Consider the following 26,727-nt stretch of genomic DNA (forward strand, 5'->3'; position numbering starts at 1 on the left):
ATGGATTCGTATAATTTTGACATGGGCTTTTTCTTCTGTTTTTTTTTGGCGATTGAATTTTAGAAAATAGCCCATTTTTTGTTTAATTTAGGCGAAAGTCAACAAAAAAGGGTGGCGAAGCCACCCACACATGTTGATGAAGAGCCAAAAAAATGGTCTAACCTAACAAAAATTAGGTTAGACCAAGTATCTAAGATACAGTTTTTAGGTAGGTAAATCTCAGTTTCTAATGGGGTGTGTTTTTTAACTAGCGCCATTCATTTTTTGAATAAAAAAAAGTATAGCTTTTATTAAGAAAAGAAGGTATATTCGGGGATGAAAATGCAATTGGGGAACCCCAAAAGCACGTTTTTTTAAGGTTAGGAGGTTTACATGAAAAAAATATTCTTTACCACCGCAGGGATTTTAAGCCTGCTGATGTTCATGGCATGTTCGGACGATCAGGTTTCAGGAAGTTCTATCGACGACAACGAAACTACAAGCAGTAGTTCTGCCCCAAAAGCCGACACAAAATCGTCAAGCAGCATCGCCATCGACTTGAAAGAAATACTCACCCTCAGCACGTCCAAAACAGACAGCCGTTCGGTAGGTTTAACAAACATTGAAATCTATAAAAAAGAAAACGCCGTAAAAGCATCATGTCCCGTAATTCCATACGAGCCCGATTATTCCGGTATTATCGGTATCGCAAAAATCAGCCAAGGACAACTCAACATGGCTTTCTTTGGCCGCCATCTAGCAGCCAACATTGACAGTCTGGTTATCAACTTGTCAAAAGCCTGCACAGGCGGAAAGGACGATGTAAACATCATAGCAGATTCACTTTATATTAAGGGAAACAGCTTCAATTACGCCTGCGTAACAGAAACTGAGGCCACATCCATTGATGATGTAGAAAAAGCATTTAGCAAATCAATGGACCTCAGCTGCAAGATCGTTAACGAAGCCGAGCCCCAAGAGCAGCCCGAAATAACTCTTCCAAACAAACATGACCCCAAGGCGGATCCTGTCGTTGTTGATACAACGGTCAATACACTGAATCGTCTCGCACTGCAGTATGCCGACCCAGAAGATTTGTCCTTCGACAAACATGTAATGGCATATATCTCGGATTCGGAGTGTCAAACGAATCAGGATTCCACGAGCTCCTACCCCTACCCAGACATAGACAACAATATCTATCCCGTCGATAGAAAGCATATTTCCTCCTGTTTCCCTAAAACGGATTCAATCGGACATTTTTCAAAAAGGGATAAATCCTGTAAATACTACGTGGTCGCATTACCACTCAACGAACCTACAGGAAGCGTCCTTACCAAGGTTTCTTCAGACACCATAATGGTTCTCCAGATAAAATATCTCGATCTTTCTTTTGACACTTTTACGTCTGCAAAATTCCTTATCGAGGACTGCGAAAACATCATTAATGACAGAACAGTCTTATCCTCCCAAAGCGTCTTAAGCGCTCGATGGTCCAACGGGGGCGATTACAACATAATCTATTCGGAATGGTTCAGCGAAAGTTTACTTAAAAACTAGCCCATTTAAAAGGATGCCGCCAGAAAGAAACTGGCGGTATTTTTTATTTTTGCATATATGATTCCTGCCAGAACACGCTCACTCAGAGACATTGACCCAGAAACAGCCCGAGGTCTCATCGCCAATAGCTTAAGCGACGAATCCGTCGATGAATCCTGGGTTCATGCCACCGCCATCCAGATGAAGAAGGGGCGGTTCGACACTTATGGAGTTTGCCTGGAACTGGACTCCCATGGACACCTAATTAGCGGCCTACATTACCTGCACGCTATAGTTGAAAGCAATAGCACGGTCAAAATTTGGGTCGCCGAGAACCGTGAACCGTAAAAAAAGCGAAATTTTACCAAAAAAAAACAAACTTATAAAAAACTTACAATCCTTGAATTTGCAAGGTACTTTTTCATAAGTTAAAAAAACATCTCAAGCGAATTTCCGCCTTCATTTTATTCTATTTTATAAAAAAATTAAACGGAGTCCAATATGGAAAATTCCTTTAGCAAGATGATCTGCAGACTGGCCGTTGTCGCAGCCGCCCTGTTTGCTGCATTCCACATTTTCGTCAACAACAAGCTCGACAAAGACAATCTTTAACGAGAACACCAAAGGTTTATTATGGAAATCAATAAGGATATTGCCGACCTTCAAGCTGCTGAAGAATATCGCAACAAGCGAAAGAAGTTCATTCTGTGCTATCATAACTTCAATGCGAAGAATTTCAAGAAGGCTTCCGCACAAATCCGCAAGCTGGCTGAAGCTGCAGGTTCCCCCATCAGTATCGCCGTGGTCCCCTCCATCGGCGGTGTTCCGGAATCCGAAGCCGAAGAATTCCAGGCAACCATCCAGCAGTTCGTTGACGAAGGCTACGAAATCATGATTCACGGGGCACATCACCGTGCAGACCTGGCAGTCAACAGAACTTGGGTTGGTAAAATTGCCCAATGGATTTCCGGCAACGAAGCCGAATTCGCCGGTCTCGATGAAAAATTCACCATCGCCCTCCTGAAACGCAGCCTTGCCCTTTGGAAGGCCAACTGCAGCCACGCCATTCCCTCTGGCTTTGTCCCGCCCATCTGGTTCGGCAACCGCCACCTGCGTGAACAGGCTCTGGAACAGTTCGACAATTACGAAGACCTGCATTTTATTTACAGCAAGAGAGACGGCTCCATCAAGAAGATTCCATCCAAGGCTCTCAGCTTCTCCATCGTCCCAGATGTTCTTCTGGGAATCGCCCAGACCAGAGCCTGCCTGACCATGATGCTCCCCGGCGGCATTCCCCGTCTGGTATTCCACCAGAAGGATTTCTTTACCATTGGCGAAAAGAGAATTTTGAACTTAATCCGTTACGTATCCACCATGCGTGAAAAAGTGATGTACAAGGACCTGTAATCGTCCATAATCATAACGGAACGAATGATGATTTTAAACAAATTTTTAAGTCGAGTTGACTACAATTCCTATGAAGATCTCCACGAGAACTTCAAGATTTCTATCCCCGACAATTTCAACTTCGCTTACGACGTCGTAGACGAGTACGCAAAGAACGAACCTAAACGCGAAGCCCTGGTATGGTGCGACGATAACGACGAAAGTCATATCTTCACCTTCAAGGACCTTTCCCGTGCCTCCCAGCGTACAGCAAACTTCCTGAAGGAACAGGGAATCAAGAAGGGCGACCGCGTGATGCTTATCCTCCGCCGTCGCTATGAATTCTGGTTCTTCATCATAGCCCTTCACCGCATTGGCGCCATCGTCATCCCCGCCACCAACATGCTTTCCGCCCACGATCTAGAATACCGTTTCGATGCTGCAGAAATCAAGATGGTGGTATCCTACGACGAGCCCTCCCTCCAGAAGGAAGTGGAGACCGCCAAGTCTAAGTGCTCCTCCGTAGAAAAGCTTGTGACTATCGGCCAGGCCCGTCAAGGCTGGATCAGCTTCTACGACGACTACGAAATCATGTCTCCGGAATTTCCCCGTCCGGTCGGCGAAGAAGCTACCAAGAATGACGACATCATGCTGGTCTATTTTACCAGCGGAACTTCCAGCAACCCCAAGATGGTGGCCCACACCTTTACCTACCCGTTGGGACACATCAATACCGCACGTTTCTGGCAGCACGTCGTAGATGGCGGACGTCACCTGAGTATTGCAGAAACCGGCTGGGCAAAGGCCATGTGGGGCAAGATCTACGGTCAGTGGATTGCAGGTTCCGCAGTCTTTGTATACGACATGAAGGTGTTCATCCCCGGCAAGATGCTGGAAAAGATGGCAGAATACAAGATTACCACATTCTGCGCACCTCCTACCGCCTACCGCTACTTGCTGCAGCAGGATTTGAGCAAGTACGACCTGTCTAGCCTCACCTACTGCGTTACCGCAGGCGAAGCTCTCAGTTCCGACATTTTCAATAGGTGGCTCGAAAAGACCGGCCATAAACTTCGCGAAGGTTACGGTCAGACCGAATCCACCCTCATTACCGGCAACTACGAATGGATGGAAGCCAAGCCCGGTTCCATGGGCCGCCCCTCCCCCGGCTATAACCTGGACATCATCAACCCCGACGGAACTTCCTGCGGCGTTGAAGAAGTGGGCGAAATCATCATCCGCATCGATGGCGGCAAGCCCTTCGGCCTGTTCGGCGGCTACTACCGCGATCCGGAACGTACCGAGAAGGTTTTCGAAGGTGGTGTTTACCACACCGGCGATACCGCCTGGAAGGACAAGGATGGTTACTTCTGGTTCGTGGGACGTACCGACGACCTGATCAAGACCTCTGGCTACCGCGTAAGTCCCTTTGAAGTGGAAGAAGTTCTCCATCAGCATCCTGCCGTTATGGAAGTGGCTGTGACTGGCGTAGAAGACGCAGCCCGCGGCCAGGCCGTTAAGGCAACCATCGTGCTCCACAAGGGTTACGAGGCTTCCAAGGAACTGGCCAAGGAAATCCAGCTGTTCACAAAGAAGGTGGCTGCAGCTTACAAGAGCCCCCGCTACATCGACTTCGTTTCTGAACTGCCCAAGACCATCAGTGGCAAGATCCGTCGCGCCACTATCCGCGACAACGACAAGGAAAAGGCAACGACAGAAGCAAAGTCCGAAGCTACCGGAGCCGAAAAGTAAACAGGACAAAGTCTAAGGAATCCCGGCGTAAAATGCGCTGGGATTTCTATATTTGACCAAAACTTTTAACGAGAATTCTATGAACAGAAGAAGAGTTGTGATTACCGGTATGGGTGCTGTTACACCCGTTGGCAAGAACGTTAATGACCTGTGGAAGGCCATCGAAGAAGGCAAGTGCGGCGTAGGCCCCATCACCTTGTTCGACGCCACCAACTGCCCCGTCAAGATTGCCGCAGAAGTCAAGGAATTCAAGCCCGAAGAACACGGGATCGACCCTAAGGAAGCCCGCCGCATGGCACGCTTCACTCAGTTCCTGCTGGCTGCCGCCAACGAAGCCGTCGCCGACTCCAAGCTCACCGAAGAAATCCTCCACGCAGATACCACCGGCGTCATCGCAGGTAGCGGTCTCGGCGGCATGGACATTCTCGACAGCACCTTCAACCAGTATGTAGATGGCAACAAGCGCCGCGTTTCTCCGCTGGCTATGGCCGAACTGATTCCCAACGAAGCCGCTGCCAACGTGACCATCGCCCTGGGCATTAACGGTTGCGCCTGGACTATTGCAACTGCTTGCGCTTCCGGTACCGACGCTATCGGCGTTGCCCTGGATGCAGTCCGCTCCGGTCGTCTGGACGTCTGCCTTGCCGGTGGTTCCGAAAGCGGTATTACCGACTACTCCATCAAGGCCTTCGCCGGCATGCACGCCCTCACCGACAAGTTCAACGACTGCCCCGAAAAGGCTAGCCGCCCCTTCGACAAGGACCGTTCCGGCTTTATCATGGGTGAAGGCGGCGCCGTTCTCGTTCTCGAAGAACTGGAACACGCAAAGGCCCGCGGCGCCAAGATCTACGCCGAACTGGCTGGCTACGGCGCTTCTGCCGACAACTACCACATTACCAGCCCCCGCCCCGATGGTTCCATCTGCGCCAAGGCTTTCGAACGCGCCATGAAGGACGCTGGCGTTACTCCCGAAGATATCGACTACTACAACGCCCACGGTACTTCTACCCACCTGAACGACCTGACTGAAACCGCCATGCTGAAGATTGCCCTGGGCGAAAAGCGCGCCCGCGAAATCAAGGTATCCAGCACCAAGAGCATGACCGGTCACTGCGTAGGTGCCGCCGGTGTCTGCGAAGCCATCATTACCACCCTGGCTGTTTGCAACTCCTTCTACCCCGCCACCATCAACTACGAAACTCCGGATCCGGAATGCGACCTGGACTACGTTCCCAATGTTGGCGTCAAGGGCAACATCGACTGTGCAGCCTCTGCCTCCCTGGGCTTCGGCGGTCACAACGGTATCGTGATTATTAAGAAGTTCGAAGAATAAACTTCAAACCTTATGAACACAAAAAAATCCGCGAGTCAAACTCGCGGATTTTTTTTCGTAGTTCTTTCAGGTGTTTTCGCCTGGGACTTAGCGAAGCACAGATTCCAGAGTTTTCAACAGCTTTGGAATCTCGATAGGCTTGCCTACATGACCATCCATACCCGCCTGCAAAGCCTGCAAGCGGTCTTCTTCAAAGGCATTTGCAGTTACGGCAATAATAGGCAGGCTAGAAATTCCGGAACGGTGCATGGCACGAATCTGGCGGGTCGCCTCGTAGCCATCCATAACAGGCATCTGCACATCCATAAGGATTACGTCATACTGCCCCAATTCCGCGGTACGGATTCGTTCAACGGCAACAGAACCGTCTCCCACGGTATCCACCACAAAGCCTGCTTCCTGCAAAATACTCTGGGCGATTTCCGCGTTCAGTTCATTGTCTTCTACCAGCAAGACCTTCAGACCCTTGAAACTCTTGGGCGCAATATTCTCGATCTTGACATCAGGCTCTTCGACAACAACCGTTTCCTCGATCTTGAAGCTGAGTGAAACCGTAAACTTGGTCCCCTTCCCAGATTCACTCTGCACAGAAATGGTTCCGCCCATCATATTCACGATGTTCTTGCAAATGGCAAGGCCCAGGCCCGTTCCCTGAATGCCGCTGACCGTCGAAGTCTTCTCACGTTCAAAAGGTTCGAATACGTGCTTCAGGAATTCCTCACTCATTCCGATGCCATCATCTTCTACGACCAACTCGTAGGCGGCAGACTGGTCAACAGCGGCCCCCTTCTGCTTAACTCGCAAGGAAACATGACCGCCATCATGAGAAAACTTGATTGCATTTCCCATCAAGTTCAAAAGAACCTGGTTCAGTCGCAACTTGTCGCAAGAGACAGAATCGTTAATAACTTCACTGGTATCAAAAATCAAGGTTAGAGACTTTTCCTTGGAGCTTTCATTGACGATGGTCTCGATTTCACGGATCATCGCAGAAATGCTGGCAGGAGCTTCATCGATCTTGACCTTACCGCTTTCGATGCGGCTCATATCCAGGACATCGTTCACCAGTTCCAGCAAGTGGCGACCGGCTGTAGAAATCTTTGAGATGTAGCCCTTTAACTGCTCACGTTCATCTAGGTGAGTACTGGCCAGGCTAGAGAAACCAAGGATTGCGTTCAGCGGAGTTCGAATATCATGGCTCATGTTATTCAGGAAAGCAGACTTGGCGGCGCTGGCCTGCTGTGCAGTCACAAAGGCGTCCCGCAAGGTTGCCTGCTGCTGTTCCAGCTGAAGTTCCATTTCTTTCTGGTTATTGATATCGATAAACACACCGATCATCGAAATGGGCGATCCATTTTTACGTCTAGTCACACGCCCAGCCGCATGGAACCAATGGTAGACCCCATTCTTCATCTTGGCTCGATATTCTACATCGTATACAATTCGATCAGACCTGTCGTATACCGCAGTCCAGAAAGAATTAAGGATAATATCGCGGTCTTCGGGGTGAAGCCGCTCCGACCAGGCGTCCAACGTATTCGGGAACTCATCAATAGAAGAGTACCCCATCATCTTGCGGTAGGCTTCACTACGGTAGCACGAGACAATCTCGCCAGCCTCATCAAAATCAACATTCCACATGCCCGACTTGATGGACTCATTCAACTTCTGCAAATGTTCCTGACGAAGCAAAGCCTGCTTTTCGTCGTTAATGGAACGTGCGCAAAATAGAGCCTCAACCGTATCACCAAATTCGTTCAAGGTCAGAGGAATAATCAGGGCACGACTCCAGCCCGAGAAAACCCCAAGGAATTCCTCTGTAATGGTGTTCTTGCCCCTCAATCGTTCTTGCATGGTATCAATATCTGTAAAACGACTGATGGCAGCCTTATCTTCGGCCGACACCGTCTTTTCTGTCAACAGGTAGAATCCCTGTCTTGCATCCCCTTCTACACCAACCAGGTTACGAATTGCCTCTGTAGACTTGATTTCCTTGAAGTTCTTTTTTTCTAGATCAAAAAGGTAGAGGGCATAAAAAGGGTTACCCAGACAACGAATCACCGAGGAGTTCAGACGTTCATGTTCAAGGCTCGTTTCCAGTTCGCTGTTTCGGGCAATGAGACTGAAGTTCAACTCGTCAATCTTTGCAGATTGCTTCGCCAGTTCCTTACGTTGATGTAAGTCATTCACCTTGGTTCGATTTATCACGTAGCAAAGCATGCAACCGGCCACAGCAAAGGGAACAACGTCAACAACATCCGCCAAAAAGATTTCGTAATCCTTCACGTGGTGACTGCAAACCAGGAAAGCCCCGGTACCTACAATATTCAACCCGATCATTCGAAGGGGCAAATCGTAAAAGAAAATCGGAAGGACAACCACCATAGCCGCCATGGCCACAGCCAATCCCCTAGGCCCATGGGCACATCCGGCATAAATCGCAAGAATGTAGCACGAAATCAAGACCACATAGCAAAAAGGGAGAATGACCTTCGGGAACGAGACGCCAAACTTATAGGAAATAAAGAACATGCCGTAATTCAGCACAGAAAAGGCGATGTAGGCAAGAGAGCTCACCATGACACCGCGGCTTTCCCAGAATATGGCTGCCAGAGCCAGGGCAAGCACGACCGTACCCAGCAAAAAAGACAAAGCCATCAAAAGTTTTCGGTTGGATTCCGGAAAAAGTTCGCTAGCCTGAGAATACTGCTCACGAGTAAAGCCGGCAAAAAGAGCAAAATCCTTTATTTTATTCAACAAAACCATATACTCTAATCTTATAAAAAAAATAGGCCGTATGCAAACGTCCTATTACTACAACTCGTAATTATGCCGATAGTTTTATCACTTTTTCTTTACGGCCAACACGACAACCGAGGCAAGAACCAGCAAAATACCCAACGCAAGTCTTATAGTCAGCGTTTCTCCAAAAACGCAAACCCCAATAACCACAGCCGTAAGAGGTTCAAGGCCACCCATAATCGCCGTGGAAGTGGAACCCACAATCTTAACCGCCTTGGTCATCAGTACCAGAGACAACACGGTAGGTACAAAACCAAGCATCAGGGCCCACCCGTACGAAGACGGGGACTGCAGCAAGGGAGGAAGCCCCGACCCAAGGCTCACGGAATACAGCGTAAGGAACAACAGGCAGAAAATCATCACGTAGAAGGTAAGCTTCAGGGGTCCCATCTGCAAATTGGCCTTGTTCACGAACACGATATAAATGGCGTAAGTGAAAGAAGAAAGGAATACCAGCAGAAGCCCGATGGAACTCAGGGGCATACCCCCTTCCCCACCTCGATACAGGAGACCGATCCCCAAAAGAGACAAAGCGATGGCGGCACCGGTTTTGGCGGTTAGGCGTTCCTTATAGATGAGGGCCATCATAAGGGCTACTTCTAACGGATAAAGAAAAAGTAGCGTGGAGGCAAGTCCTGCATCCATGTAATTGAAAGCCGCAAAAAGAGTCAGGGCACAAAAGGCAAACAGGAATCCAAGAACCGCAAGAGGAAGAATCTCAGCCTTCTTGATGGCGAACCGATTGCGGTTGAACAACATCAGCAGAGCCAGCAGCACAATGGCCGTAGCAAAGCGATAGCACAGCACCGATTCAGGGGACAACCCTTCGCGATACAGGAACAAGGCTCCCAACGGATTAGTGCCGTAACAGATGGCGGCACCACACCCGTAAAAAATGCCCTTTACCGAATTACTAAGCAAAGGCGCACCCCCGAACCTTAGTACTACGTGAGCATAAGGCTGCTCGTATTAACGAGCTGCCGTTGCGAGAGCGAGCGCCTACAGGACGTTCTTCTCCAGCCTTAGCGCGAGCGGTCTTACGTGAGCATAAGACAGCTCGTATTAACGAGCTGCCGTTGCGAGAGCGAGCGCCTACAGGATGTCCTTCTCCAGCCTTAGCGCGAGCGGTCTTACGTGAGCATAAGACAGCTCGTATTAACGAGCTGCCGTTGCGAGAGCGAGCGCCTACAGGATGTCCTTCTCCAGCCTTAGCGCGAGCGGTCTTAAATCGCGAACTTAGTTGCATCGGCAAGCTGAACGCTAGCAATACGGGAAATACCCTTGATTTCCTGGGTCACGCCGTACAGCATATCGGCTTCAGCCATGGTACGCTTGTTATGGGTCACCACGATGAACAAGGTCTGCTTGCTGAATTCACGGAGGAGGGCCATGAAACGACCCACGTTAGCGTCGTCCAGAGGACCATCCACTTCGTCCAGCACGCAGTACGGAGACGGCTTTTCCATGTAGATGGCGAAGAGCAGTGCCGTTGCGGTCAAAGCATGTTCACCACCAGACAGGGCCTTGATGCCACGCATCTTCTTACCGGTAGGACGGACGTTAATTTCGATATCGGCGTCCAGGATATCCATGGGCTTGCCCATTTCGTCTACCTTTTCGATAAGACTCATCTTGGTTTCGCCATTCAGGAACAGCTTACTGAACACGAACTGGAAGTTCTTCTGAATGCGTGCGAAAGTATCCAGATAGCGCTTGCGGGCGATGTCGTCCAGCTTGGTGATAGTACGATCCAGAGAGGCACGGGCGCGGTCCAAATCGTCGAACTGCTTTTCCACTTCTTCAAGACGTTTCTTTTCGTCTTCGTAGTCTTCCATCACGTTCACGTTGATGGGGCCCAGTTCCTTGATCTTGCCACGGAGTTCGCGAATTTCGCGGTCAGCTTCGGGCTGGCTGTATTCCACACGTTCAAAGTCTTCAGGATTAGAAAGGTCGAAATTGTATTCGTTGGTCACGCGTTCCACGAGGCGGTCCAGGTTGGCCTGCAAGGCTTCCTGACGGCGGCCCACGTCGTTCAATTCCTTCATCTTCTCGATCATGTCGTCACGGAGGCGGTTTACCTCGGAGCGCCATTCTTCAAGGTCGCCAGAAACCAGGTCGAACTTTTCCTTGGCCAAGTCGCGCTGACCTTCGAGATCGCGGAGGGCAGAATCCTTGGACTGGATCTGGATTTCAAGTTCGCGGCCATCTTCGTTATTCTTTTCGATGGCGATGGTATTCTTTTCCATTTCTTCGGAACGGTTCCTGATGGAATTTTCCAGGTAACCGATCTGATCGGCAATACTCTTCAGGCGGTTTTCGTTCTGAGCCAGGCGGGCGTTCTTGTCGTTGGCGGAACGTTCCAGTTCGCGGACATCTTCTTCCTTCTCGCGATACATGGTATCCTGTTCCGTCAGTTCGTCGTTGACTCTGGAGTATTCGGCTTCCACACGTTCCATCGTAGCGGAAGCTTCCTGAAGTTCGGCATCGCTGTTCTTGGATTCTTCGGCAGCCTGAATCTTGCTTTCCGCATTGCGGATGTCATTTTCAAGCTGGGCAATGCGACGGTCGCAGTTCTGAACCGTATTGTTCTGGATAGAAAGGCCTGCGGTACCGCCACGCTTCATATCCTGCTTTTCGCGAATTTCATCGGCCAGGGAAGCAAGCATCTGGCTATCTTCATCCACAAGTTCCTGGATGCGGGCCACTTCATCTTCCATCTGGGAAGCTTCGGACTGGGCATTTTCCAGCAGTTCCAGAGCTTCGGCAATTTCATTCTTGCGAGACAAGGCTCCAGAAGTCGCCGCACCGCTGGAAACCAGGCCGCTAGTACGGACAATGGCATCGGGTGCCACAAAGCAAAGATCCTCGTCACGCATGGAACGGGCGAAGTTCAAGGCCGTCTGCAGTGAATCCACCACAAAGTAGCGGGAAAGGATTCCAGAAAGCCAGGGACCGATTTCGGGATCAGCCTTTACAAAGTCATTCAGGCAGCCCACAACTCCTTCACCGGAAACGGTTCCCGTGTATGCAGGAGCGCTATCGCTTGCCAGGGCCAGCAGGGCCTTGCCCACATTGTAGCCCTTCATGGAATTGACCACGTCCACCACGGCGGAATCGTTGGCCACCACCACGGCATCCATCAAGTCGCCCAGGGCGGCTTCCACCTGGGAAGCATATTCGGGAGCGGCCTCGATACGTTCGCTCAAAAGGCCACCAACCACGTCGGCCTTGTTCTCCATGAGCCAACGGCTGGCATCAGTTCCTTCGTTGGCCACGCTCTGAAGTACGTCAATTCTAGACTGGAGGCGAGCCTCTTCGTTGCGCAGATTCTGTAACTTCTTCTGGGCTTCCTGAAGGTCAGCCTTGCCGGCTTCCAGACGTTCTTCACGGGTAGATTTCTGTTCGGTCAGACGTTCAATATCTTCATCTGCCCTATCCATATTTTCCTGGATATCGCGGATAATGTCCTGGGCAGAATTCTTCTGGTTATTCAGGTTTTCCAGTTCCCCCTGCCAGCGGGTCAAGTTTCCCTGGAGCAGGGCGGCTTCGGCATCCATACGTTCAAAGCGGCTCTTGAGAGAGTTGGCCTTGTTGGTTGCCTGCAGACGCTGGTTAGAAAGTTCCCTAGACTGCTGGCGCAAGTCATCCAGCTTATCACGCATAACCTGCAAGGTTTCCCGTTCGCGTTCCAGCAGGGCATTCAGTTCGTCCATTTCGTTGTCGGAACCCAGAGCCGCATTTTCTTCTTCAAGGCGACCACGTTCCACGGTCAATTCCTCGACCTTGGACTGGTTGCGGCTAATTTCTTCCTGGGCGCGATCGTTGGCGGATTCCAGGCTAGACACCACATCACGGATACGACCGATGTTGTTATTCAAGTCGTTCAGTTCGATGGTGGCCTTCTGAACATCGCGTTCCAAATCACGGTATGCGGTTTCATCTTCGGCGATCAACAATTTCTTTTCGTCAATCTTGGCCTGGAGCACCGTTGCGTTGGTCTTGGCGCTTTCCACCTCGTGGTTCATTCGCTTGGTGGTGGTATCCAGAGTAGAAAGACCTTCCTTCATATCTTCGTACTTGTCGACGCTGACAGAAAGATCCAATTCGCGGAGGCGCTTGCTCAAACGCTTAAATTCGTTAACCTTTTCAGCCTGGGTTTCGTACTGACGGACAGAACGGCGGACACTGCGCAGATTGTCTTCCACACGATCCATATCCATCTGCACACGTTCCAGCTGGCGGCGGGTTTCCTTACGCTGCTGCTTATACTTGCTAACGCCGGCTGCTTCTTCGAAAAGCACGCGGCGGTCGTCGGCCTTGTCAGACAGCACAGCCTTGATCATGTCGGCGTTCATCTGGGAATACGTACTGGAACCCAGACCCGAGTCAAAAAGCAAGGCATGCACATCGCGAAGACGACATTCCTGGTTGTTAATCAGGTATTCACCGGAACCATCACGATGGACGCGACGGGTCACGATCACTTCGGAATATTCAGAATTCAAAGTTCCGTCGCTGTTATCAATCACGATGGATACTTCGGCAAGGCTCATGGCGGCACGTTCTTCGGTACCGCTGAAAATCACGTCCTGCATCTTGCCCATACGAAGTGCGGCGGCCTTCTGTTCGCCAAGCACCCAGCGGATAGCGTCGGTAATATTGGATTTACCGCAACCGTTAGGGCCCACCACGGCGGTAAGACCCTTCGTGGGGAAGTTCACTTCGGTCCTTTGGGCAAAGGACTTAAAACCAAAAATCTTTAGCTTTGTAATCTGCACGGCGGCAAATTTAGAAAATAAGCAGAAAACGTTTCGCACCAACAGGTTACGAAACGTTCATAAGTCAAGCTTTACGGGAATTTCTAACGGAATCGATAGGTTAGCGAGTCTCCATCCGCTTCAACAACCATATAGAGGCTCCCCCCATCCAAGTCAAAGGAGCGATCATCGGCATAAACCTTGCCCGAACCGTCCTTGGATTTGGTGTACTTGAAACGGAGGGTAAATTCCCCCACCAGATCCTCTTCGACCACCCGGCTCCTTTCGCCAGGAAGGATAACTTCGTCGATCCACTTCTTGGACGTTCCATCATTGGCCAGGATATCAACTCGCACAATGGAATAATCCTCGGTACCATTTTCAATCTGGAGTCGGCTAGAAGATTCAAGGAACCAATGGGAAATGCACCCGGTCAAGACCAATGGGAGAATGAGAATCGCAATAAGTACAGCAAACCTTGAAACAAGGAAAGACTTTATCTGCAATCGCATTATTTACCTCCCTTTTCGTAGCGGATACCCTTAGCCTCGATAGTCTTGGATGATCCAGGATTCAACGAGAAACCGCTTTCTTCAGAAGACTTGGACTTATTCTTCTCCTTCAGGATTTCCGTTTCCAGGGGAGCCGTTCTTGCGGCACCGCGACCAAACAGGAAACCATCAAGAGCGGCCAAGCCAAACTTGACTTCGGCAATGAAGGTTCCCTTGGCACCAAAGAAATTGTCATAGTCATAAGAAGAATTGTAAGCCAGACGTACAAATAATAAGTCTACGGCACCACCCCACAGCAGGTCCTTAAATCCGCTGCGCACACCGCGACGCACGCAAGTGGCTTCAAAGCCGATCATGCGGGAAGGATCCGGATAATAGGCCAACGAAGCGGAATGGAATTCGCCATCAGGGAAATCAAAGGAGACCTTTCCATACAGACGTTGGGCAAAAAGGTTCTGCTCCCATGTGACGCGGATGGAATCTTCCCCATGACCATTATAAAATCCGATGTCAAAATTGGGCAAGTAAGTCAAAGGTCCAGAAAGGCGGCCCCCATAAACGGAACGGCTTTCCAGGTCGAGATTCACATGGGCGTTCCGCCAGGAAGTACGGTAGAAACTTCCACTTGCGCTAAAATTGCCCCAGCGGAAATAACCCCAGCTGTATGCCAAAGAATCGCTTTCGTCGGCATAAATATTTCCTACATGTTCAACATTGGAATGCTGCATACCGGCAGCAATTGTAGCGTTAGACTTTACATCGGTATAAACCATACCCCAAGTCGTTGTAGAACGGACCAGGGAATAATCGGTATAATGGGGGAAGAGAACGAAATCTTCGCCATCCCAACCGGAACGGTCGAACCAAAGGACAAAACCGAAATACCTTTCGGGGCCCACATCGCCCGAGAAGAAACCAGCCATATGTTGCCTGAAAGCAAATCCATCATGTTCGCCATATTTGCTTTCTAGAGGCATCTGCTCGGCAGAAGGCAAATAGTAAAAACCGGCATCGATATAACCACCACGCCCCCCACGCAAAATCTGGGAGATTTCGGTCAACTGACGGTCACGAGTTACGGCACCACCGGCAGAAAGTGCTTCTGGAGTCACGCTATCTGCAAAGGAAAAAGTGGTTGCAGCAAGCAACACAGCCAGACCTTTAAAAAGATTTCCGATTCGCATAACCCAAATCTAGAAAATGCCGGGGAAAAATTTATATTTGCGCCCATGAACGAGCAAGAAAAAGCACAGGAACAGAACAAGGCCCTGATCGCCGCATGGAGCGATCATTCCCGCATGTGGAAAGACAACACCTGGGTCTACCCCGTCATTAGCCGTCGCGCAGGTGGTTTATCGGTAGGTATAAACCTAAATCCCGACCACAAATGTTCCTTCGCCTGTGCCTACTGCCAGAGCGGCCCGCAAGAAGGTCACGAAAGTGTCGCCATCGATATCGACGGCGTGGAGCGGGAGCTTCGTCAATTCCTGGAATTCTACAAGTCCGGCGAATTCAGCAAGTGCGATTTCTTTGGACACGTTCCCGAAGACAAAAAGATTCTAAAGGACATCTGCCTTTCTGGCGATGGAGAATCCACCATCGTCAAGGAATTCCCCGAAGTGTGCAAGCGCATGCGCAAACTCCAGAAGGAAAACGAAGGGCAGTTCAAGCTCCGCCTGATTACAAACGCCAGCCGCCTCGGGAACGAGAAAGTCGAAGATGCCCTGGCCTACCTGCTGGAAAGTGACGGTGAAATCTGGGCCAAGCTGGACGCCGGTACCGAAGAATGGTACAAGCGCATGAACCGCTCCGCAGTCAAGTTCGAAACTATCCTGAACAACCTGGAAAAGGTCATCAAGCTGTACCCCATCTGCATCCAGACCATGTTATGCAGCCTTCAGGGAGACGTTCCCACCGACGCAGAAATCGAACAGTACATCGGACACCTCCAGCGAATTTACGCAGCGGCACCCAAGAACTTCGTAGAAGTTCAGCTGTACACCGTTATCCGTCAGACGGCCACTCCCGACGTCCTCCCTCTCCCCAAGGAATTCCTGGAAGCGGTCGCCAAAAAGATTAACGAAAAATTGCCGGTACAGGTTCGAATTTTCTAAAGTAAAATTAAACCATATAAAAGAAGCCCGCGTCGAAGCGGGCTTTTCTTAATTTCGCCAAATTTCAAAATCAGCAAAATTGCCGTCGCGGCACTCGCCTTAGATCAACTCTTCAGGCGGGAGGTTTGTGTCGGCTTCAGGTTCCTGGTAGCAGGTTTCGGGAATCTGAACCTGGTTCTGGAAATAGGCACGATGGGCGGCGATTACCTTTTCGCGGGCAAAGGCGGCATCCTTCCATTCACCAATCTGAACATCCTTGCCTTCCAGTTCCTTGTAGTTCTGGAAGAAGTTCTTGGTAATGCGGAGGAACATCTGGTCCACATCCTTGATGTCGTGAATGGGGCGCGGGTTAAATACGGGAACGCCAAGAACCTTGTAGTCCTTCTTGCCGCCGTCGGTCATGTCCAGAGCGCCAACCACGCGGCAACTGCAGACGGTACCGGTCATCATGGAGGCGGGGCTGTAAATCAGCATATCCAGAGCATCGCCATCATCGGCCTTGGTGCTGGGGATAAAGCCATAAGTACAGGGGTAGCTCATGGAGCTCAGAAGGCAACGATCCAAGCGGAAAACATGAAGACGTTCATCATATTCGTACTTCAAATTGGTGTCCTTACCAATTTCCACAACACAATCCACTTCGTACGGATATTTCTTGCCGATGGGCAAATCCAAATAGTTAATAGCCATTTTTCTCCTACGAGAACTCACCTTGAGTTCTTCATCTTTTGATAATCCATCAAATTTTGTAATAAGAATTTAGTATTATAATCCTAAACGTCAAGCGGTAAGGGGTCTAACATTGAGATAATGTTGTTCTCGCTCACCGTTTTCTCAACATCTAGAGGATATAGGGGCGTGCCTGCTTGAACATCAGTTCGCGTTCGTCGCCCATCACCTTAAATTCAATATCCAAAATCAGCTCATCGGCGCTCTTCTTGTAGAGTTTGGCGAAATGAGTCTGGATTTTCTCGACGAAGCCATAGAGTTCCGTCACCTCGGAATCAGTCAAGACGGGTTCATCCGGAGACAACGTGGAGCTCTGCAGAAGAACCTTCTGAACGCCCTTGGCCGCAGGAACGATAGAGAAAATTTCGGGTCTGGAATTGTTTTCGGGATTCGTAATGGAAACTTCACCCTTCTGCACATTCACATAAATGCCGGCAACAGAGAAGTCTGCGATGTTCTGGGTAACAATGACACCATTGGCAGCTTCATCGATGAAGGCTCCATGTACGGCAACAGCCATCTGCACAGAGAAATGGTCGATGTTCCACAGGGTTCGTTCCTCGTAGGCCTTAAAGCTCCAAACCGAGGCCCAGACCTTACGAATTTCATCGGAGGGCAAATCCTTAGGCTCGCGGGTCGCCTTTACTGACTTATAAAGTCCTGCGCCATTAAATTCATCAAGGTCTTCGGAGTTCGTGCTGGAACGCAAGCGCACCGGAGTCTCCCCAAAAATCTTGTAGACCTTTTCATCCAGTTCCGTACCGAATTTTTCGTCTACGGGAATATGGCGGATCATGTAACGGATATTATCAAGAACAGCTTCCCTTGTACGGGTATCTGATTCAAACTTTTCGTCAGCAGTTACAGCGGCGATGTACTTTTTCAGCGGCAAGGAATCGTCCTTGACAGCAGACTCGCACAGGGTCTCGATGTAATCGCAAATTTCAGAAGAGCGACCTTCCTTCTTGCAATCCTTTTGAGAGCGAAGGCAAAGAGATTCCGTCACCTGGGCATAGCTCATGAAATTATCGTAATGATAGAACGGTACCGCAAAACCATCAGGAGAATTTTCGGGAATAAACTTTTGAAGTTCAGCCAGGTTTGCTGCCTTGACGCCTACGAATCCCGCAGAATTAAAACCAAGATCCTTGAAATCGGGGAATCCCTTTTCGCTCAAGTCATAAGAGAGGATCGTCTTTTCTTTCTTGAGACTTTCCCAATATTCCTTAGCTTCTTTCAAGGTCGTCTTTTCTACGGTATAGGACGTGGTGCTGACCGTCAGCTTCACCAGGCTATCGCAAAGAGCCAGAAGGGAGTCCGGCAGTTCATGCCCGTTAAAGGCTATGTTGGGAGTCTTACGAGCCTTGGCCGCAAGGTTCACATGAGAAAGCGGAGTCTGGGCATCCTTGCTGATAGCGCCAGCCACCAGCGGAATTTCGGCAGGCAGGGTTTCAAGAATTAAAATATCATGGGAAGAAACAATAGCCGTATCCAGTTCATCGGCGGTAAACTTTCTGAGAGTACCGTAAGCGACACCCGTATTCATAATCTGAAGACTGACGTCTCCAAAGATTTGGGCATGAGTGTACACGGGAACGTCTAACCGTTTAAATTCATCAGCGTAATCTTCGGCCGCAGATTCGGCCACGCTACCCGACGGCATATAATACAGGCGATTCTTTTTTGTTCCCACATTCAGGAACTGCAGACGGGATTCAATAATGCGATGAGTTTTCGCCACCAGTTCTGCACTAATCTTGTCTGTCGGGAAGAACGTCAGGGCGATCATGGAATCTTGAGCCGCATAATAGACTAACGTTCCTGCCACAGTCTTCTTTTTCGTGCTGTAATAAACATCGCTTTCAAATTCCGACAAGCTACGGGAATCCTTCAGCACCTTCTTTGCAAATTCATAATGCAGAGAATGCTTGCCGGTATTCTGCAAATGCAGCACAGGCTTCTTGGAATCAAAATCCGTAATGATGAATTTGACCAGGTAGCTTCGGCCAATTTCAGTCGACGACTTATAAGCCTTCTTCAAGAAAGCATCGTAACCTTCATCAGCAGTAAATCCAGAAGCTTCATCTGCAGTATTCTTGAATTCGTCAAGGCGACTCAAGGAAACATCGATATTACGATCCTTGTCCGCGCCCAGCTTTCCGGCAAAGAATTCGTTTCCCCAGGCCTTCACCACCACATCGGCAGAATCGCCTACGTCAAAGGAAATAGAGACACCCGAAGAAGTACACTTCAGATTGTCACTATCCGATCCCGGACATAAAATTTGCTGTTCATCGACTCCGACAAAAAAACTCTCAAGTTTCGCACCAGAAGCGTTAATATGCAGACCAGAAAATTCCTCGTTCACCGAAGAAGAAGAACTGTCATCGGAACAAGCCGAAAAAAAGGCCACTGCGCTTAGTGTGGCCATAAAACAATTACGATATTTTTTCAGATTAATCATCAAAATCACCAGGGCACTTTTCAAAAGTATCATCAAAGCTACTTACGCGGCCCTTTTCATCAACATTTCTACAGACAACAGGCAAGGAGCGTTCTGAAGTGCAACCATCCTTGATTTCAGTTTCACCGTCAGCCTTGAAAACCTGCAGACAGTCCATTTCCTGGCAAGAACGCCATCCAAAGCCAAAGGAAGAGTGGTAAAACTTGAACACCTTGTCCTTGTAGGTAAAGGAGATGTTATCGTTATGATGGTTTCCACCCCAGCTATACTCGGCCTTAGAAACAGGCACCATTTTACCATTCACATAAAGTTCAGCTTTTTCAGTTTCAGAGGAAACCGGAACAACAGACATGAACATTTCCACTTCGTCTACAGAAGACTGAATGTAGAAGTAACCATCTTCACCTTCGTAGTTAAAAGTGCAAATCCAATCCTGCTGCATGAATTTTTCAGAAGCAGGCTTGCCATCTTCGTCGGTATAGGAAACCTTCACGGAATCCGGCTTACGGACTTCGAAGATGGACATGGGATCATCGTTCTTTACGGGATCTGCAGAAGAGTTGGAAGAGGAATCATCACCGCAGGCAGCAAATAAAGCAAGTGCGCCAATGGACAGGATAAATTTTAAGTTCATATTTTCTACTCCTAATTTTTTGAAATAAAATAAAAAAATTTTTATAAATCGTAAATCAAGAAATTATCGACTGCGCCAGCGGGCAGAAGTCGTCTTGTCGAAAAGTCCGAAATAGAACTTAGGTTCCTTACGGTCAGGGCTATAGCCTACTTCAAAACGCACACGGTCCAAGGCGGGAATCACCAAGTGCAGGCCACCGTAAACGGCACCTTCATAGTTCTTCCAGCTTGGCGAACCTTTGTCCCAAAGCAGACTTCCATCAAGGCCAGCCACCAGCTGCAAACCATAGAAGAAATTGATTCCCCAGAGAGAAGCCGCCTTACGTTCGCGCAACACAAAACGTTCTTCCAAAGTCAGAAGAGCCTCGTGGACGCCTAAACTATTGCTGTCGGCTTCATGTCCGCGGAAGGTATTGGTTCCGCCATGATAGAAATAATCGTAACGTTCTACATCGCCTGGACGAATACGAACAAGAGCCGTAGCCCCAGTAATAAAGCGCCATGCCGTATAATAGGCGCGTGCATCCGTCAGCAGTTCCCAGTAGTTCTCGCCGCCCATGTCGTCACAGCTTTCCACAGTACAATCAGCATCATGATCGTCTCCATAGCCTACGTGAGTCATCATGTACTCAAAATACACACCCTTGCGGCTGTCCAGTTTACTATCGCGGAAATCAAAGGCAAAGCCAAGGCCCGCTTCGGGAAGCCACGCCGCCTTCTCCAAATAACGAACCGCCACCGTTCCCAGCAGCGAAAGTCGGGAAAGCACCTGATATTCTACATCCAGATCGGCCAGGTAGCTATCGTCCTGAAAGGAACGCAAGTCATCCCAGCTATCGGTCCGCAAGAATTCGAAATTCCAGCCCACCGGGAGTCCAAACAAGTACGGCGAACTTGCATAGAAGGCATATTCGTTGCTTTCAAAAATCGGGTCTATTGCAGTACGGTACTGGACCTCGGCACGAATGTCCTCACCAAGCACATTGAGATTTGCCAAGGCAAGGCCGATCATGAGCCCGTCGCGGTCAGTCGTCTTCCCCGCCGGAGCGGGAATCCAGCGGAAAATTTCCTTGAAGGAATAATGAAGGACCATCCCGCCGCCATTATCGGCACTTTCACAGTTTGCGGAAATCTCCGTGAATAAATCCAGATCCTGAAGTTTTAATTTTTCAGACTCAAATTTCTCTGTAGAAAAGGGTTCGCCTTCACGATTCTGCAATTCACGCAGCACCACGCGTTCATTTGTATGTTCTAGACCACCCAGTTCTATTTTCTTGATAATCGACCCATCAACACAGACAGCACCAACAGACGGGACCATCAAAAAAAGCGCCAACAAAAGCAGCAAGGCTTCCAAAAAATGTAATGGGGCAAAAACTATCTTCACAAATCCTCAAATTTATAGTACAAAGATAAAAAAACACATTTCATTTTTTCTATCTTTGGCTTCGTCAAGGAGAAAACCCGAGGTTTTTATGTTAGACTTTCTTGCCAACAATTGGCCCTATCTTATCGCACTAGTCATTATCGTCTTTGCAGTCTTCGCAATTCGCGGACTCCGCAAGGCCCTCAAGGAAGGTGGTGGAGCATTCAGTCTCGAAACCATCAAGAAGGCAACCGAGCCCAACTTCGCCGCCCTCAAGCAGAAGTCTCATGCCCTGCTGGCAGATGCCGACATGATCTGCGAAGTCAAGGAAGGCGCCACCTACGTCATCCCCAAGAAGGAAGACCTGAAGCTGTTCCGCAACGCCGTCAAGCAAAAGTACAAGTTGGCCATGTTCCTGGTGCCGGGCACCACACAGGTTGCCTATTTCTTCTGCAAGACTGAACAGGGCCTCCGCCGCCGTATCGACAACCTGGTCATTAACCAGAAGTTCCAGGCCGGCAAGAAGCCTTACAACGATGTCGCCACCGGCGAAAAGCTCCGCTTCCCCAAGACCTAGTAGATTAAAGGTTAAAGGATAAAGATTAAGCGCGATCAAGGTCGCGCTTTTTTCATAAGCATTTAAAGCAGACTTCAAAATTCAACCGCACGAAACAAGATGTTCCGAACATACAAAGACCTTGCCATTGCCGAAGAAGAATCCAAACTGATCGAAGCGATTGACCAAACCAGAAATCTACTGGTTGAAGCGCCCACCGGTTCCGGCAAGTCCCTATATATTCCCTGGTTCCTTTCGAAGCATTGTACAGGTCGTGTGGTAGTACTGCAGCCCCGACGCATCGCTGCTCTTTCCCTGGCCCAGTATTCCGCAAAATTACACGGCGAACCTTGTGGCAAGACCGTAGGCTATCAATTCAGACAGGACACCTGCAAAAGCGCAGAAACCCGCATTCTGTTCCAGACCTACGGAAACTTTCTGCAGGAACTTCTCCACGGGAAAATGGACGCCGAATGGGTTATTTTCGATGAATACCACGAGCGCAAGTCGGACATGGATTTGCTGTTCAGCTACCTGCTTAGACTACAGACGAAAGACGAAAGACGCGAAAAGAACAGTGATAAAGTTCCGCGAATTGCGGTCATGTCAGCAAAGCTGAATCGCGAAGAAATGGAAAATGCCCTAGGCGTAAAATGTCTGGAATTGGGACACCCTCTTTATCCGGTCCAGATTTTACATCAAACCCCATTAGCAGGTTCCTCCCTCGAAAGTGAAGTGGTCAAGGCCCTCAAGTCCCTGTACCGCAGCAATGTCTGGAAAACCACACTGGTATTCCTCCCCGGTAAAGCCGAAATTTCTAAATGCCACACTGCAGCCGAAGAATCCATGGGCAATGCAGCAGAATTTCTAGATCTGTATGGCGGTCAGGAACGTGATGTTCAAGACAGAATCTTCGAAGAAACGGAACGCCCCCGCGTCATCTTTACCACCAATATTGCCGAAACCTCCATCACCGTTCCCAACGTTAGCGGCGTGGTAGATAGCGGCGTGGAACGAATTTCCGAATACGACGACAGCCAGAAAGTAAACGTACTACGCACAGCCTCCATCTCGATGCAGAATGCCATCCAGCGTTCCGGACGTTCAGGCCGTACACAGAACGGAGCCTGCATCCGACTGTGGAGCGAAGAATCAGAAAACAGAATGCCCCGCGGAATCATTCCCGAAGTTACCCAAATTGAACCTTCCGAATTCTTGTTACAGAAGTCCGCACTGGAACGTTTCTTAGACGAGAGAGAAGGAACTAGAGGCGAGAATGGATTGGTTCTGCCGACGGCTATTCCCGAAAAACGAGAAATCGTCGCGAAGGAACTTCTGCAAGAATTGGACATGGTCGACGAAAATGGAATTACGGAATTGGGTCTGCAGGCCGTTCAGTCCCCCCTTTCCGATGTTCAGCTGGCTTACGTTTTAATCAAGTCCAAGCCTGCAGGAATCAGTAATTTAACTTTGTCTGCAATGGCATGGATTCACGGCGGCACAGAAGCGTTGCAAAAGAACAAGCAGCCCACCAACCTACTGATGTTGGCAGGCGATTCTTCTGGACACGGCAACAACACTCCCCGCGAAGTTTCACTAACGCTGCGACAGTTGCAAGACTATTGCAAAAAGGAGAACTTCAAGAAAAGCGCAGACAACGAAACCGAAACCATCCAGATGCTAATGAAGGCCTACTCCGATAGGCTTGCCTCCCCCACGTCCAGTAACGGATCCTATAAGCTTCCCAACCAGAATGTCATCCGCCTGCAACATCCGGAACCGCCCTTTGCATTGCTAGCCATGACCATGCTCCGCACCAGCTCTGGCGCCGCTGCAGGCACCAAGACGGAACTCCGTCTAAACCTTTACGTTCCCGTTCCTAGAAGTCTTCTAGAAAACGAGGACGAAGAAGCCCGCTACGAACTCATTTGGCGTAGTGGCCAGGAACGTTTTATCGGAAAGGAAATCCGCGGCACAGTCGAACGGGAAATTCTCCCTCAGGAAGCCTCCCCCGCCGTTCTTGATCAGCTAAAGGAACTGACCGTCAGCGCCTGGAAAGAAAAGCTGGAAAAGGAAAACTGGACCGGGCGTTACCTTACAGAAAATCTGCAGACTCTTCTAATCAAGATGCGACTGGCCGCACAACTGTATCCAGAATTCAGCCTTCCTGAATTCAATGAAGAAGATATGGAACTGATCTTTGATGAATTCGCCAACGGCATCTTCCTGCTACGCGACCTGAACGAAGACCGCTACCGCGCCATTCTTGAAGACTACTTCGGACGATCCATGTTGCAATGGCTTCACAAGACCTTCCCCGACCATTACATTCTCCCCAACGGCAAGAAAGCTCGCTACAGTTATCAGGAAGTTGAAGCACCGGAACCGGGAACCCCCGGCAGCAATCTCGTTACCCAAAGTGCTGAAGGCGTTCTCGTAGAAGTTTCCGCCCGCATCGAAGACTTGATGCAGTTGCGAGGCGAACATAAAATTGCCGACGGAAAGTTGAAGGTCCGCTACGATATTCTTGCCCCAAACTTCAGAACCATTCAGAAAACTTGGGACTTAACAGGATTCTGGCAGAACACCTACGCCGAAGTCCGCAAGGAACTTCGCGGCAGATACCCCAAGCATCCCTGGCCGGAATCCGTTCTCTAGGCCACGGAACCCGAACTACTTGATAGTATAAATCACCAGCGACTTGCTGTATTCGTAATTGACAATCAGAATGGGAGTTCCCACAAGGGGGCTGTTCTTCTCATCAATAAACAGCATACCTTCAGGACCGCGATCTTCAGGATCCATGGTATATTCAACAAGCTTCGGAGCAACATGCTCCGTGCCAATGCTGGTCAAGTCAAAAACAGCAACACCACTCATCCGTTCCAATCCAACGAAGGCTAGACGGCGGCCATTTACAGTACCGATTACAATATTTTCCGGTTCGCAGCCCTTATCATCGCTGCGGGCATCAGCCTTACGTTTTCCCTTCTTGGAATTCCAGTTAAAATATTTGGGATACTTTCTGGCAAATTCCCTTTCCAGGGCATCTCCGGAATCCCAAATCAACTTACCCGAAAAACCATCAAACACGCTAATGGAACGGGAGCCAAATTTCACCTTGCACATTTCTTCATTGCCGCAAATTTTTGATTCGTCAAAATTCTTGACATCGGCACCTTCATTTGCTGTCACGACAAAAGTTGAACTTTCCGTTTCGAATGCCTTAATTCCATCAGGTTGACGGAGTCCCCTAATGAACGCATTTTCAATACGGATCTTGCCATCCTTAATGGCATCCAGTCCAAACCCGGCCTTGGAATGATCCACATAGCCTAAATCAAACACGCCATCCAATTTCTTGCCGACCACGTCGATGCGGGCAATGGCGTTGTTTTCCTGCAAGCTGACCCAAGCCCATTTAGAATCCTTAGAAACTGTAATGTATTCCGGTTCCACATCCACATCGTCAAAAGGAACCACGGTCACCACAGGAGAAATATCCATAAAGGTGGCATCATCAAGACTTACAATGGCAACACCGCCAGGAGGATTGATTTTACCATCTTCGCTAGGTTCGCCTTCGCAAGCCACTAGCAACGCCTTTCCATCAGGGGTAAACGTAATCATATCCGGATGACTACATACCTTGTACGTCCCGATTTTCTTGACGCCCCCCACCACAGACGAATCCTCAGGTTGCTCCCCCACGTACTGCATCAGCTCAACAAAACCATCTTCCCAAGCCGGGTCCGCAAGCAAACTAGAGGCAATCAAGTTTCCATGAATAGATACACTTGTCGCTTCCCCATCAAGCGAGAATGTTTTTTTAACCACAGGCTTCGTCGGATCAGCCAAGTCCACGACATCCATATTGTTGGAATCGCCCACAGAGAACAGCAACCTGTTTTGAGGCATGTAGGCAGAAATCTCGGCAGATTTCAGCTCAATTCGGGAAAGAGGTCTAAGAACAGACGTCTCCTGGGAATCGCCACCCTTCTTGGCGCAGCTAATCCCCGCAGCAAGCAACAGCGGTATCAAGATAAAATTTAGACGAACCATTCCAGACACCCTTTAAATTTCTAGTCGAAAATCAACCAGAACAGCAACATACCGAGACCGAGACCGCCCATAAAAGAAGTAGAAGTCATCATGGCGGCCTGCTGACGGTCCATATTTTCCTTTTCCTTCTTCTTTTCATTAACGCCGATAGAAACGCTCAAGGCCTGGGCGCAAACTTCGTTGTTCTGCTTGGCAGTATTGTAGCTCTTTTCCCAGTTGGCGCTCTTGGCCTGTTCCACTTCCAGAGCCTTCTTCAAGGAATCCCTTTCTACAGAATAGGAACTATCGCGAACAGCCATCACGGAATCACGGACAGCGATTTCACGCTTCAGTTCATCTTCGGCAGAAACTTCTGCAGGAGCAGCCTGTTCAACAACAGCAGGCTCAGCCGGAGTGGCGACAGGTGCAACCACAGCGGAATCCTGGGCAAAAAGAAAAGTCGCCGAAAGAACGACGACTGCAAAAATAGAGGCAATCAAATTCTTCATGTTTTACAATATAGCAAACTGAAGAATTTGAGTTTTGGAACTATCGCGGAAGAACCATCTGCTTTTTCCAAATACCATTGGCACCCTTTACATAGTAAACACCAGGCACCATGGCGTCACCAGGAGCAACCAAGGAACCATCTAGACGGCGCACCTGCAAACGGCTTCCCGAGAATTTTGGAACAGACTTCAAGTTTGCAATAGATGTAAGACCATATTCGTCATCAGAAGATGCAGGCTCCGCTGACTGGGAAG

Annotated in this window: 20 protein-coding genes and 1 CRISPR repeat array (1 of these 21 only partly in view); of the genes, 8 read left to right on the forward strand and 12 right to left on the reverse strand. The window is 49.3% G+C overall.

The genetic code is table 11. The features are described from left to right. Positions 1-372 precede the first annotated feature (372 nt). The 5 genes from BUB38_RS13865 to fabF all read left to right on the forward strand — a co-directional run bounded on the left by BUB38_RS13865 (position 373) and on the right by fabF (position 5,989). The gene (locus BUB38_RS13865) at positions 373-1,539 is read left to right on the forward strand and encodes a hypothetical protein (RefSeq protein WP_073161335.1); all 1,167 of its coding nucleotides are present in this window, start codon (positions 373-375) and stop codon (positions 1,537-1,539) included. Positions 1,540-1,596: 57 nt separating this feature from the next. Continuing rightward, positions 1,597-1,866: a hypothetical protein gene (locus BUB38_RS13870; protein WP_073161336.1), complete on the forward strand. Its 270-nt coding sequence runs from the start codon at positions 1,597-1,599 to the stop codon at positions 1,864-1,866. A 285-nt stretch (positions 1,867-2,151) separates the two neighbouring features. Then, a complete protein-coding gene (locus BUB38_RS13875; RefSeq protein ID WP_073161337.1) occupies positions 2,152-2,925 on the forward strand; it encodes a DUF2334 domain-containing protein in 774 nt (257 codons plus the stop codon). Positions 2,926-2,952: 27 nt separating this feature from the next. Next, complete coding sequence (locus tag BUB38_RS13880) at positions 2,953-4,656, forward strand: AMP-binding protein (RefSeq protein ID WP_073161338.1); 1,704 nt, start codon at positions 2,953-2,955, stop codon at positions 4,654-4,656. A 79-nt stretch (positions 4,657-4,735) separates the two neighbouring features. Next, positions 4,736-5,989: a beta-ketoacyl-ACP synthase II gene (fabF, locus tag BUB38_RS13885; protein WP_073161390.1), complete on the forward strand. Its 1,254-nt coding sequence runs from the start codon at positions 4,736-4,738 to the stop codon at positions 5,987-5,989. Between the two features lie 87 nt (positions 5,990-6,076). Here the strand turns inward: fabF and BUB38_RS13890 are convergent, their stop codons facing one another. The 5 genes from BUB38_RS13890 to BUB38_RS13910 all read right to left on the reverse strand — a co-directional run bounded on the left by BUB38_RS13890 (position 6,077) and on the right by BUB38_RS13910 (position 15,244). After that, positions 6,077-8,755, reverse strand: coding sequence for a hybrid sensor histidine kinase/response regulator (locus tag BUB38_RS13890; protein WP_073161339.1), 2,679 nt, complete (start codon positions 8,753-8,755; stop codon positions 6,077-6,079). 78 nt (positions 8,756-8,833) lie between these two features. Continuing rightward, positions 8,834-9,712: a DMT family transporter gene (locus BUB38_RS13895; protein WP_073161340.1), complete on the reverse strand. Its 879-nt coding sequence runs from the start codon at positions 9,710-9,712 to the stop codon at positions 8,834-8,836. A 302-nt stretch (positions 9,713-10,014) separates the two neighbouring features. Then, positions 10,015-13,569 (reverse strand): chromosome segregation protein SMC, encoded by a 3,555-nt coding sequence (gene smc, locus BUB38_RS13900; RefSeq protein WP_073161391.1) that lies wholly within the window; start codon positions 13,567-13,569, stop codon positions 10,015-10,017. 83 nt (positions 13,570-13,652) lie between these two features. Further along, on the reverse strand, positions 13,653-14,060 hold the full coding sequence (locus BUB38_RS13905) for a hypothetical protein (protein ID WP_073161341.1): 408 nt from the start codon (positions 14,058-14,060) through the stop codon (positions 13,653-13,655). Next, positions 14,060-15,244, reverse strand: a complete 1,185-nt coding sequence (locus BUB38_RS13910; protein ID WP_073161342.1) for a hypothetical protein — start codon at positions 15,242-15,244, stop codon at positions 14,060-14,062. The genes BUB38_RS13905 and BUB38_RS13910 overlap by 1 nt, the downstream gene beginning before the upstream one ends. A gap of 45 nt (positions 15,245-15,289) precedes the next feature. On the opposite strand from BUB38_RS13910, the gene BUB38_RS13915 reads away from it, so the two are divergent. Next, on the forward strand, positions 15,290-16,174 hold the full coding sequence (locus BUB38_RS13915) for a radical SAM protein (RefSeq protein ID WP_073161343.1): 885 nt from the start codon (positions 15,290-15,292) through the stop codon (positions 16,172-16,174). Positions 16,175-16,273: 99 nt separating this feature from the next. On the opposite strand, the gene BUB38_RS13920 is transcribed toward BUB38_RS13915, so the two are convergent. The 4 genes from BUB38_RS13920 to BUB38_RS13935 all read right to left on the reverse strand — a co-directional run bounded on the left by BUB38_RS13920 (position 16,274) and on the right by BUB38_RS13935 (position 21,387). Further along, complete coding sequence (locus tag BUB38_RS13920; protein ID WP_073161344.1) at positions 16,274-16,864, reverse strand: inorganic diphosphatase; 591 nt, start codon at positions 16,862-16,864, stop codon at positions 16,274-16,276. A gap of 151 nt (positions 16,865-17,015) precedes the next feature. Next, the gene (locus BUB38_RS13925) at positions 17,016-19,367 is read right to left on the reverse strand and encodes a PEP/pyruvate-binding domain-containing protein (RefSeq protein ID WP_175547695.1); all 2,352 of its coding nucleotides are present in this window, start codon (positions 19,365-19,367) and stop codon (positions 17,016-17,018) included. After that, positions 19,360-20,001, reverse strand: a complete 642-nt coding sequence (locus BUB38_RS13930; RefSeq protein WP_073161346.1) for a hypothetical protein — start codon at positions 19,999-20,001, stop codon at positions 19,360-19,362. Before BUB38_RS13930 ends, BUB38_RS13925 begins: the two co-directional genes overlap by 8 nt. A gap of 63 nt (positions 20,002-20,064) precedes the next feature. Next, a complete protein-coding gene (locus BUB38_RS13935; RefSeq protein ID WP_249269279.1) occupies positions 20,065-21,387 on the reverse strand; it encodes a BamA/TamA family outer membrane protein in 1,323 nt (440 codons plus the stop codon). A gap of 88 nt (positions 21,388-21,475) precedes the next feature. Here BUB38_RS13935 and BUB38_RS13940 point away from each other — a divergent pair, with 88 nt between their 5' ends. Both BUB38_RS13940 and BUB38_RS13945 read left to right on the forward strand, forming a co-directional pair. Beyond that, a complete protein-coding gene (locus BUB38_RS13940; protein ID WP_073161348.1) occupies positions 21,476-21,943 on the forward strand; it encodes a hypothetical protein in 468 nt (155 codons plus the stop codon). A gap of 99 nt (positions 21,944-22,042) precedes the next feature. Then, positions 22,043-24,580, forward strand: a complete 2,538-nt coding sequence (locus tag BUB38_RS13945; protein WP_073161349.1) for an ATP-dependent helicase C-terminal domain-containing protein — start codon at positions 22,043-22,045, stop codon at positions 24,578-24,580. A gap of 15 nt (positions 24,581-24,595) precedes the next feature. Here BUB38_RS13945 and BUB38_RS13950 read toward each other — a convergent pair whose 3' ends face one another. Genes BUB38_RS13950 through BUB38_RS16445 form a run of 3 tightly spaced genes read right to left on the reverse strand, consistent with a single transcriptional unit; the run spans position 24,596 to position 26,665 of the window. Beyond that, complete coding sequence (locus BUB38_RS13950) at positions 24,596-25,984, reverse strand: choice-of-anchor I domain-containing protein (RefSeq protein ID WP_073161350.1); 1,389 nt, start codon at positions 25,982-25,984, stop codon at positions 24,596-24,598. Between the two features lie 20 nt (positions 25,985-26,004). Then, the gene (locus BUB38_RS13955) at positions 26,005-26,472 is read right to left on the reverse strand and encodes a hypothetical protein (protein WP_073161351.1); all 468 of its coding nucleotides are present in this window, start codon (positions 26,470-26,472) and stop codon (positions 26,005-26,007) included. Between the two features lie 40 nt (positions 26,473-26,512). Then, a complete protein-coding gene (locus BUB38_RS16445) occupies positions 26,513-26,665 on the reverse strand; it encodes a hypothetical protein (protein WP_175547696.1) in 153 nt (50 codons plus the stop codon). A gap of 26 nt (positions 26,666-26,691) precedes the next feature. Beyond that, positions 26,692-26,727: direct repeats of the CRISPR family, unit length 25 nt (it continues 229 nt past the right edge of the window).

This window comes from Fibrobacter sp. UWH5 (genome assembly GCF_900142505.1).
Classification (GTDB): domain Bacteria; phylum Fibrobacterota; class Fibrobacteria; order Fibrobacterales; family Fibrobacteraceae; genus Fibrobacter.

Excerpts from the sequence above, each read along its gene's own strand:
- BUB38_RS13865 (WP_073161335.1), top strand. The coding sequence starts at position 373 with ATGAAAAAAATATTCTTTACCACCGCAGGGATTTTAAGCCTGCTGATG.
- BUB38_RS13870 (WP_073161336.1), top strand. The coding sequence starts at position 1,597 with ATGATTCCTGCCAGAACACGCTCACTCAGAGACATTGACCCAGAAACA.
- BUB38_RS13875 (WP_073161337.1), top strand. The coding sequence starts at position 2,152 with ATGGAAATCAATAAGGATATTGCCGACCTTCAAGCTGCTGAAGAATAT.
- BUB38_RS13880 (WP_073161338.1), top strand. The coding sequence starts at position 2,953 with ATGATTTTAAACAAATTTTTAAGTCGAGTTGACTACAATTCCTATGAA.
- fabF (WP_073161390.1), top strand. The coding sequence starts at position 4,736 with ATGAACAGAAGAAGAGTTGTGATTACCGGTATGGGTGCTGTTACACCC.
- BUB38_RS13890 (WP_073161339.1), bottom strand. The coding sequence starts at position 8,755 with ATGGTTTTGTTGAATAAAATAAAGGATTTTGCTCTTTTTGCCGGCTTT.
- BUB38_RS13905 (WP_073161341.1), bottom strand. The coding sequence starts at position 14,060 with ATGCGATTGCAGATAAAGTCTTTCCTTGTTTCAAGGTTTGCTGTACTT.
- BUB38_RS13910 (WP_073161342.1), bottom strand. The coding sequence starts at position 15,244 with ATGCGAATCGGAAATCTTTTTAAAGGTCTGGCTGTGTTGCTTGCTGCA.
- BUB38_RS13915 (WP_073161343.1), top strand. The coding sequence starts at position 15,290 with ATGAACGAGCAAGAAAAAGCACAGGAACAGAACAAGGCCCTGATCGCC.
- BUB38_RS13920 (WP_073161344.1), bottom strand. The coding sequence starts at position 16,864 with ATGGCTATTAACTATTTGGATTTGCCCATCGGCAAGAAATATCCGTAC.
- BUB38_RS13925 (WP_175547695.1), bottom strand. The coding sequence starts at position 19,367 with ATGATTAATCTGAAAAAATATCGTAATTGTTTTATGGCCACACTAAGC.
- BUB38_RS13930 (WP_073161346.1), bottom strand. The coding sequence starts at position 20,001 with ATGAACTTAAAATTTATCCTGTCCATTGGCGCACTTGCTTTATTTGCT.
- BUB38_RS13940 (WP_073161348.1), top strand. The coding sequence starts at position 21,476 with ATGTTAGACTTTCTTGCCAACAATTGGCCCTATCTTATCGCACTAGTC.
- BUB38_RS13945 (WP_073161349.1), top strand. The coding sequence starts at position 22,043 with ATGTTCCGAACATACAAAGACCTTGCCATTGCCGAAGAAGAATCCAAA.
- BUB38_RS13950 (WP_073161350.1), bottom strand. The coding sequence starts at position 25,984 with ATGGTTCGTCTAAATTTTATCTTGATACCGCTGTTGCTTGCTGCGGGG.
- BUB38_RS13955 (WP_073161351.1), bottom strand. The coding sequence starts at position 26,472 with ATGAAGAATTTGATTGCCTCTATTTTTGCAGTCGTCGTTCTTTCGGCG.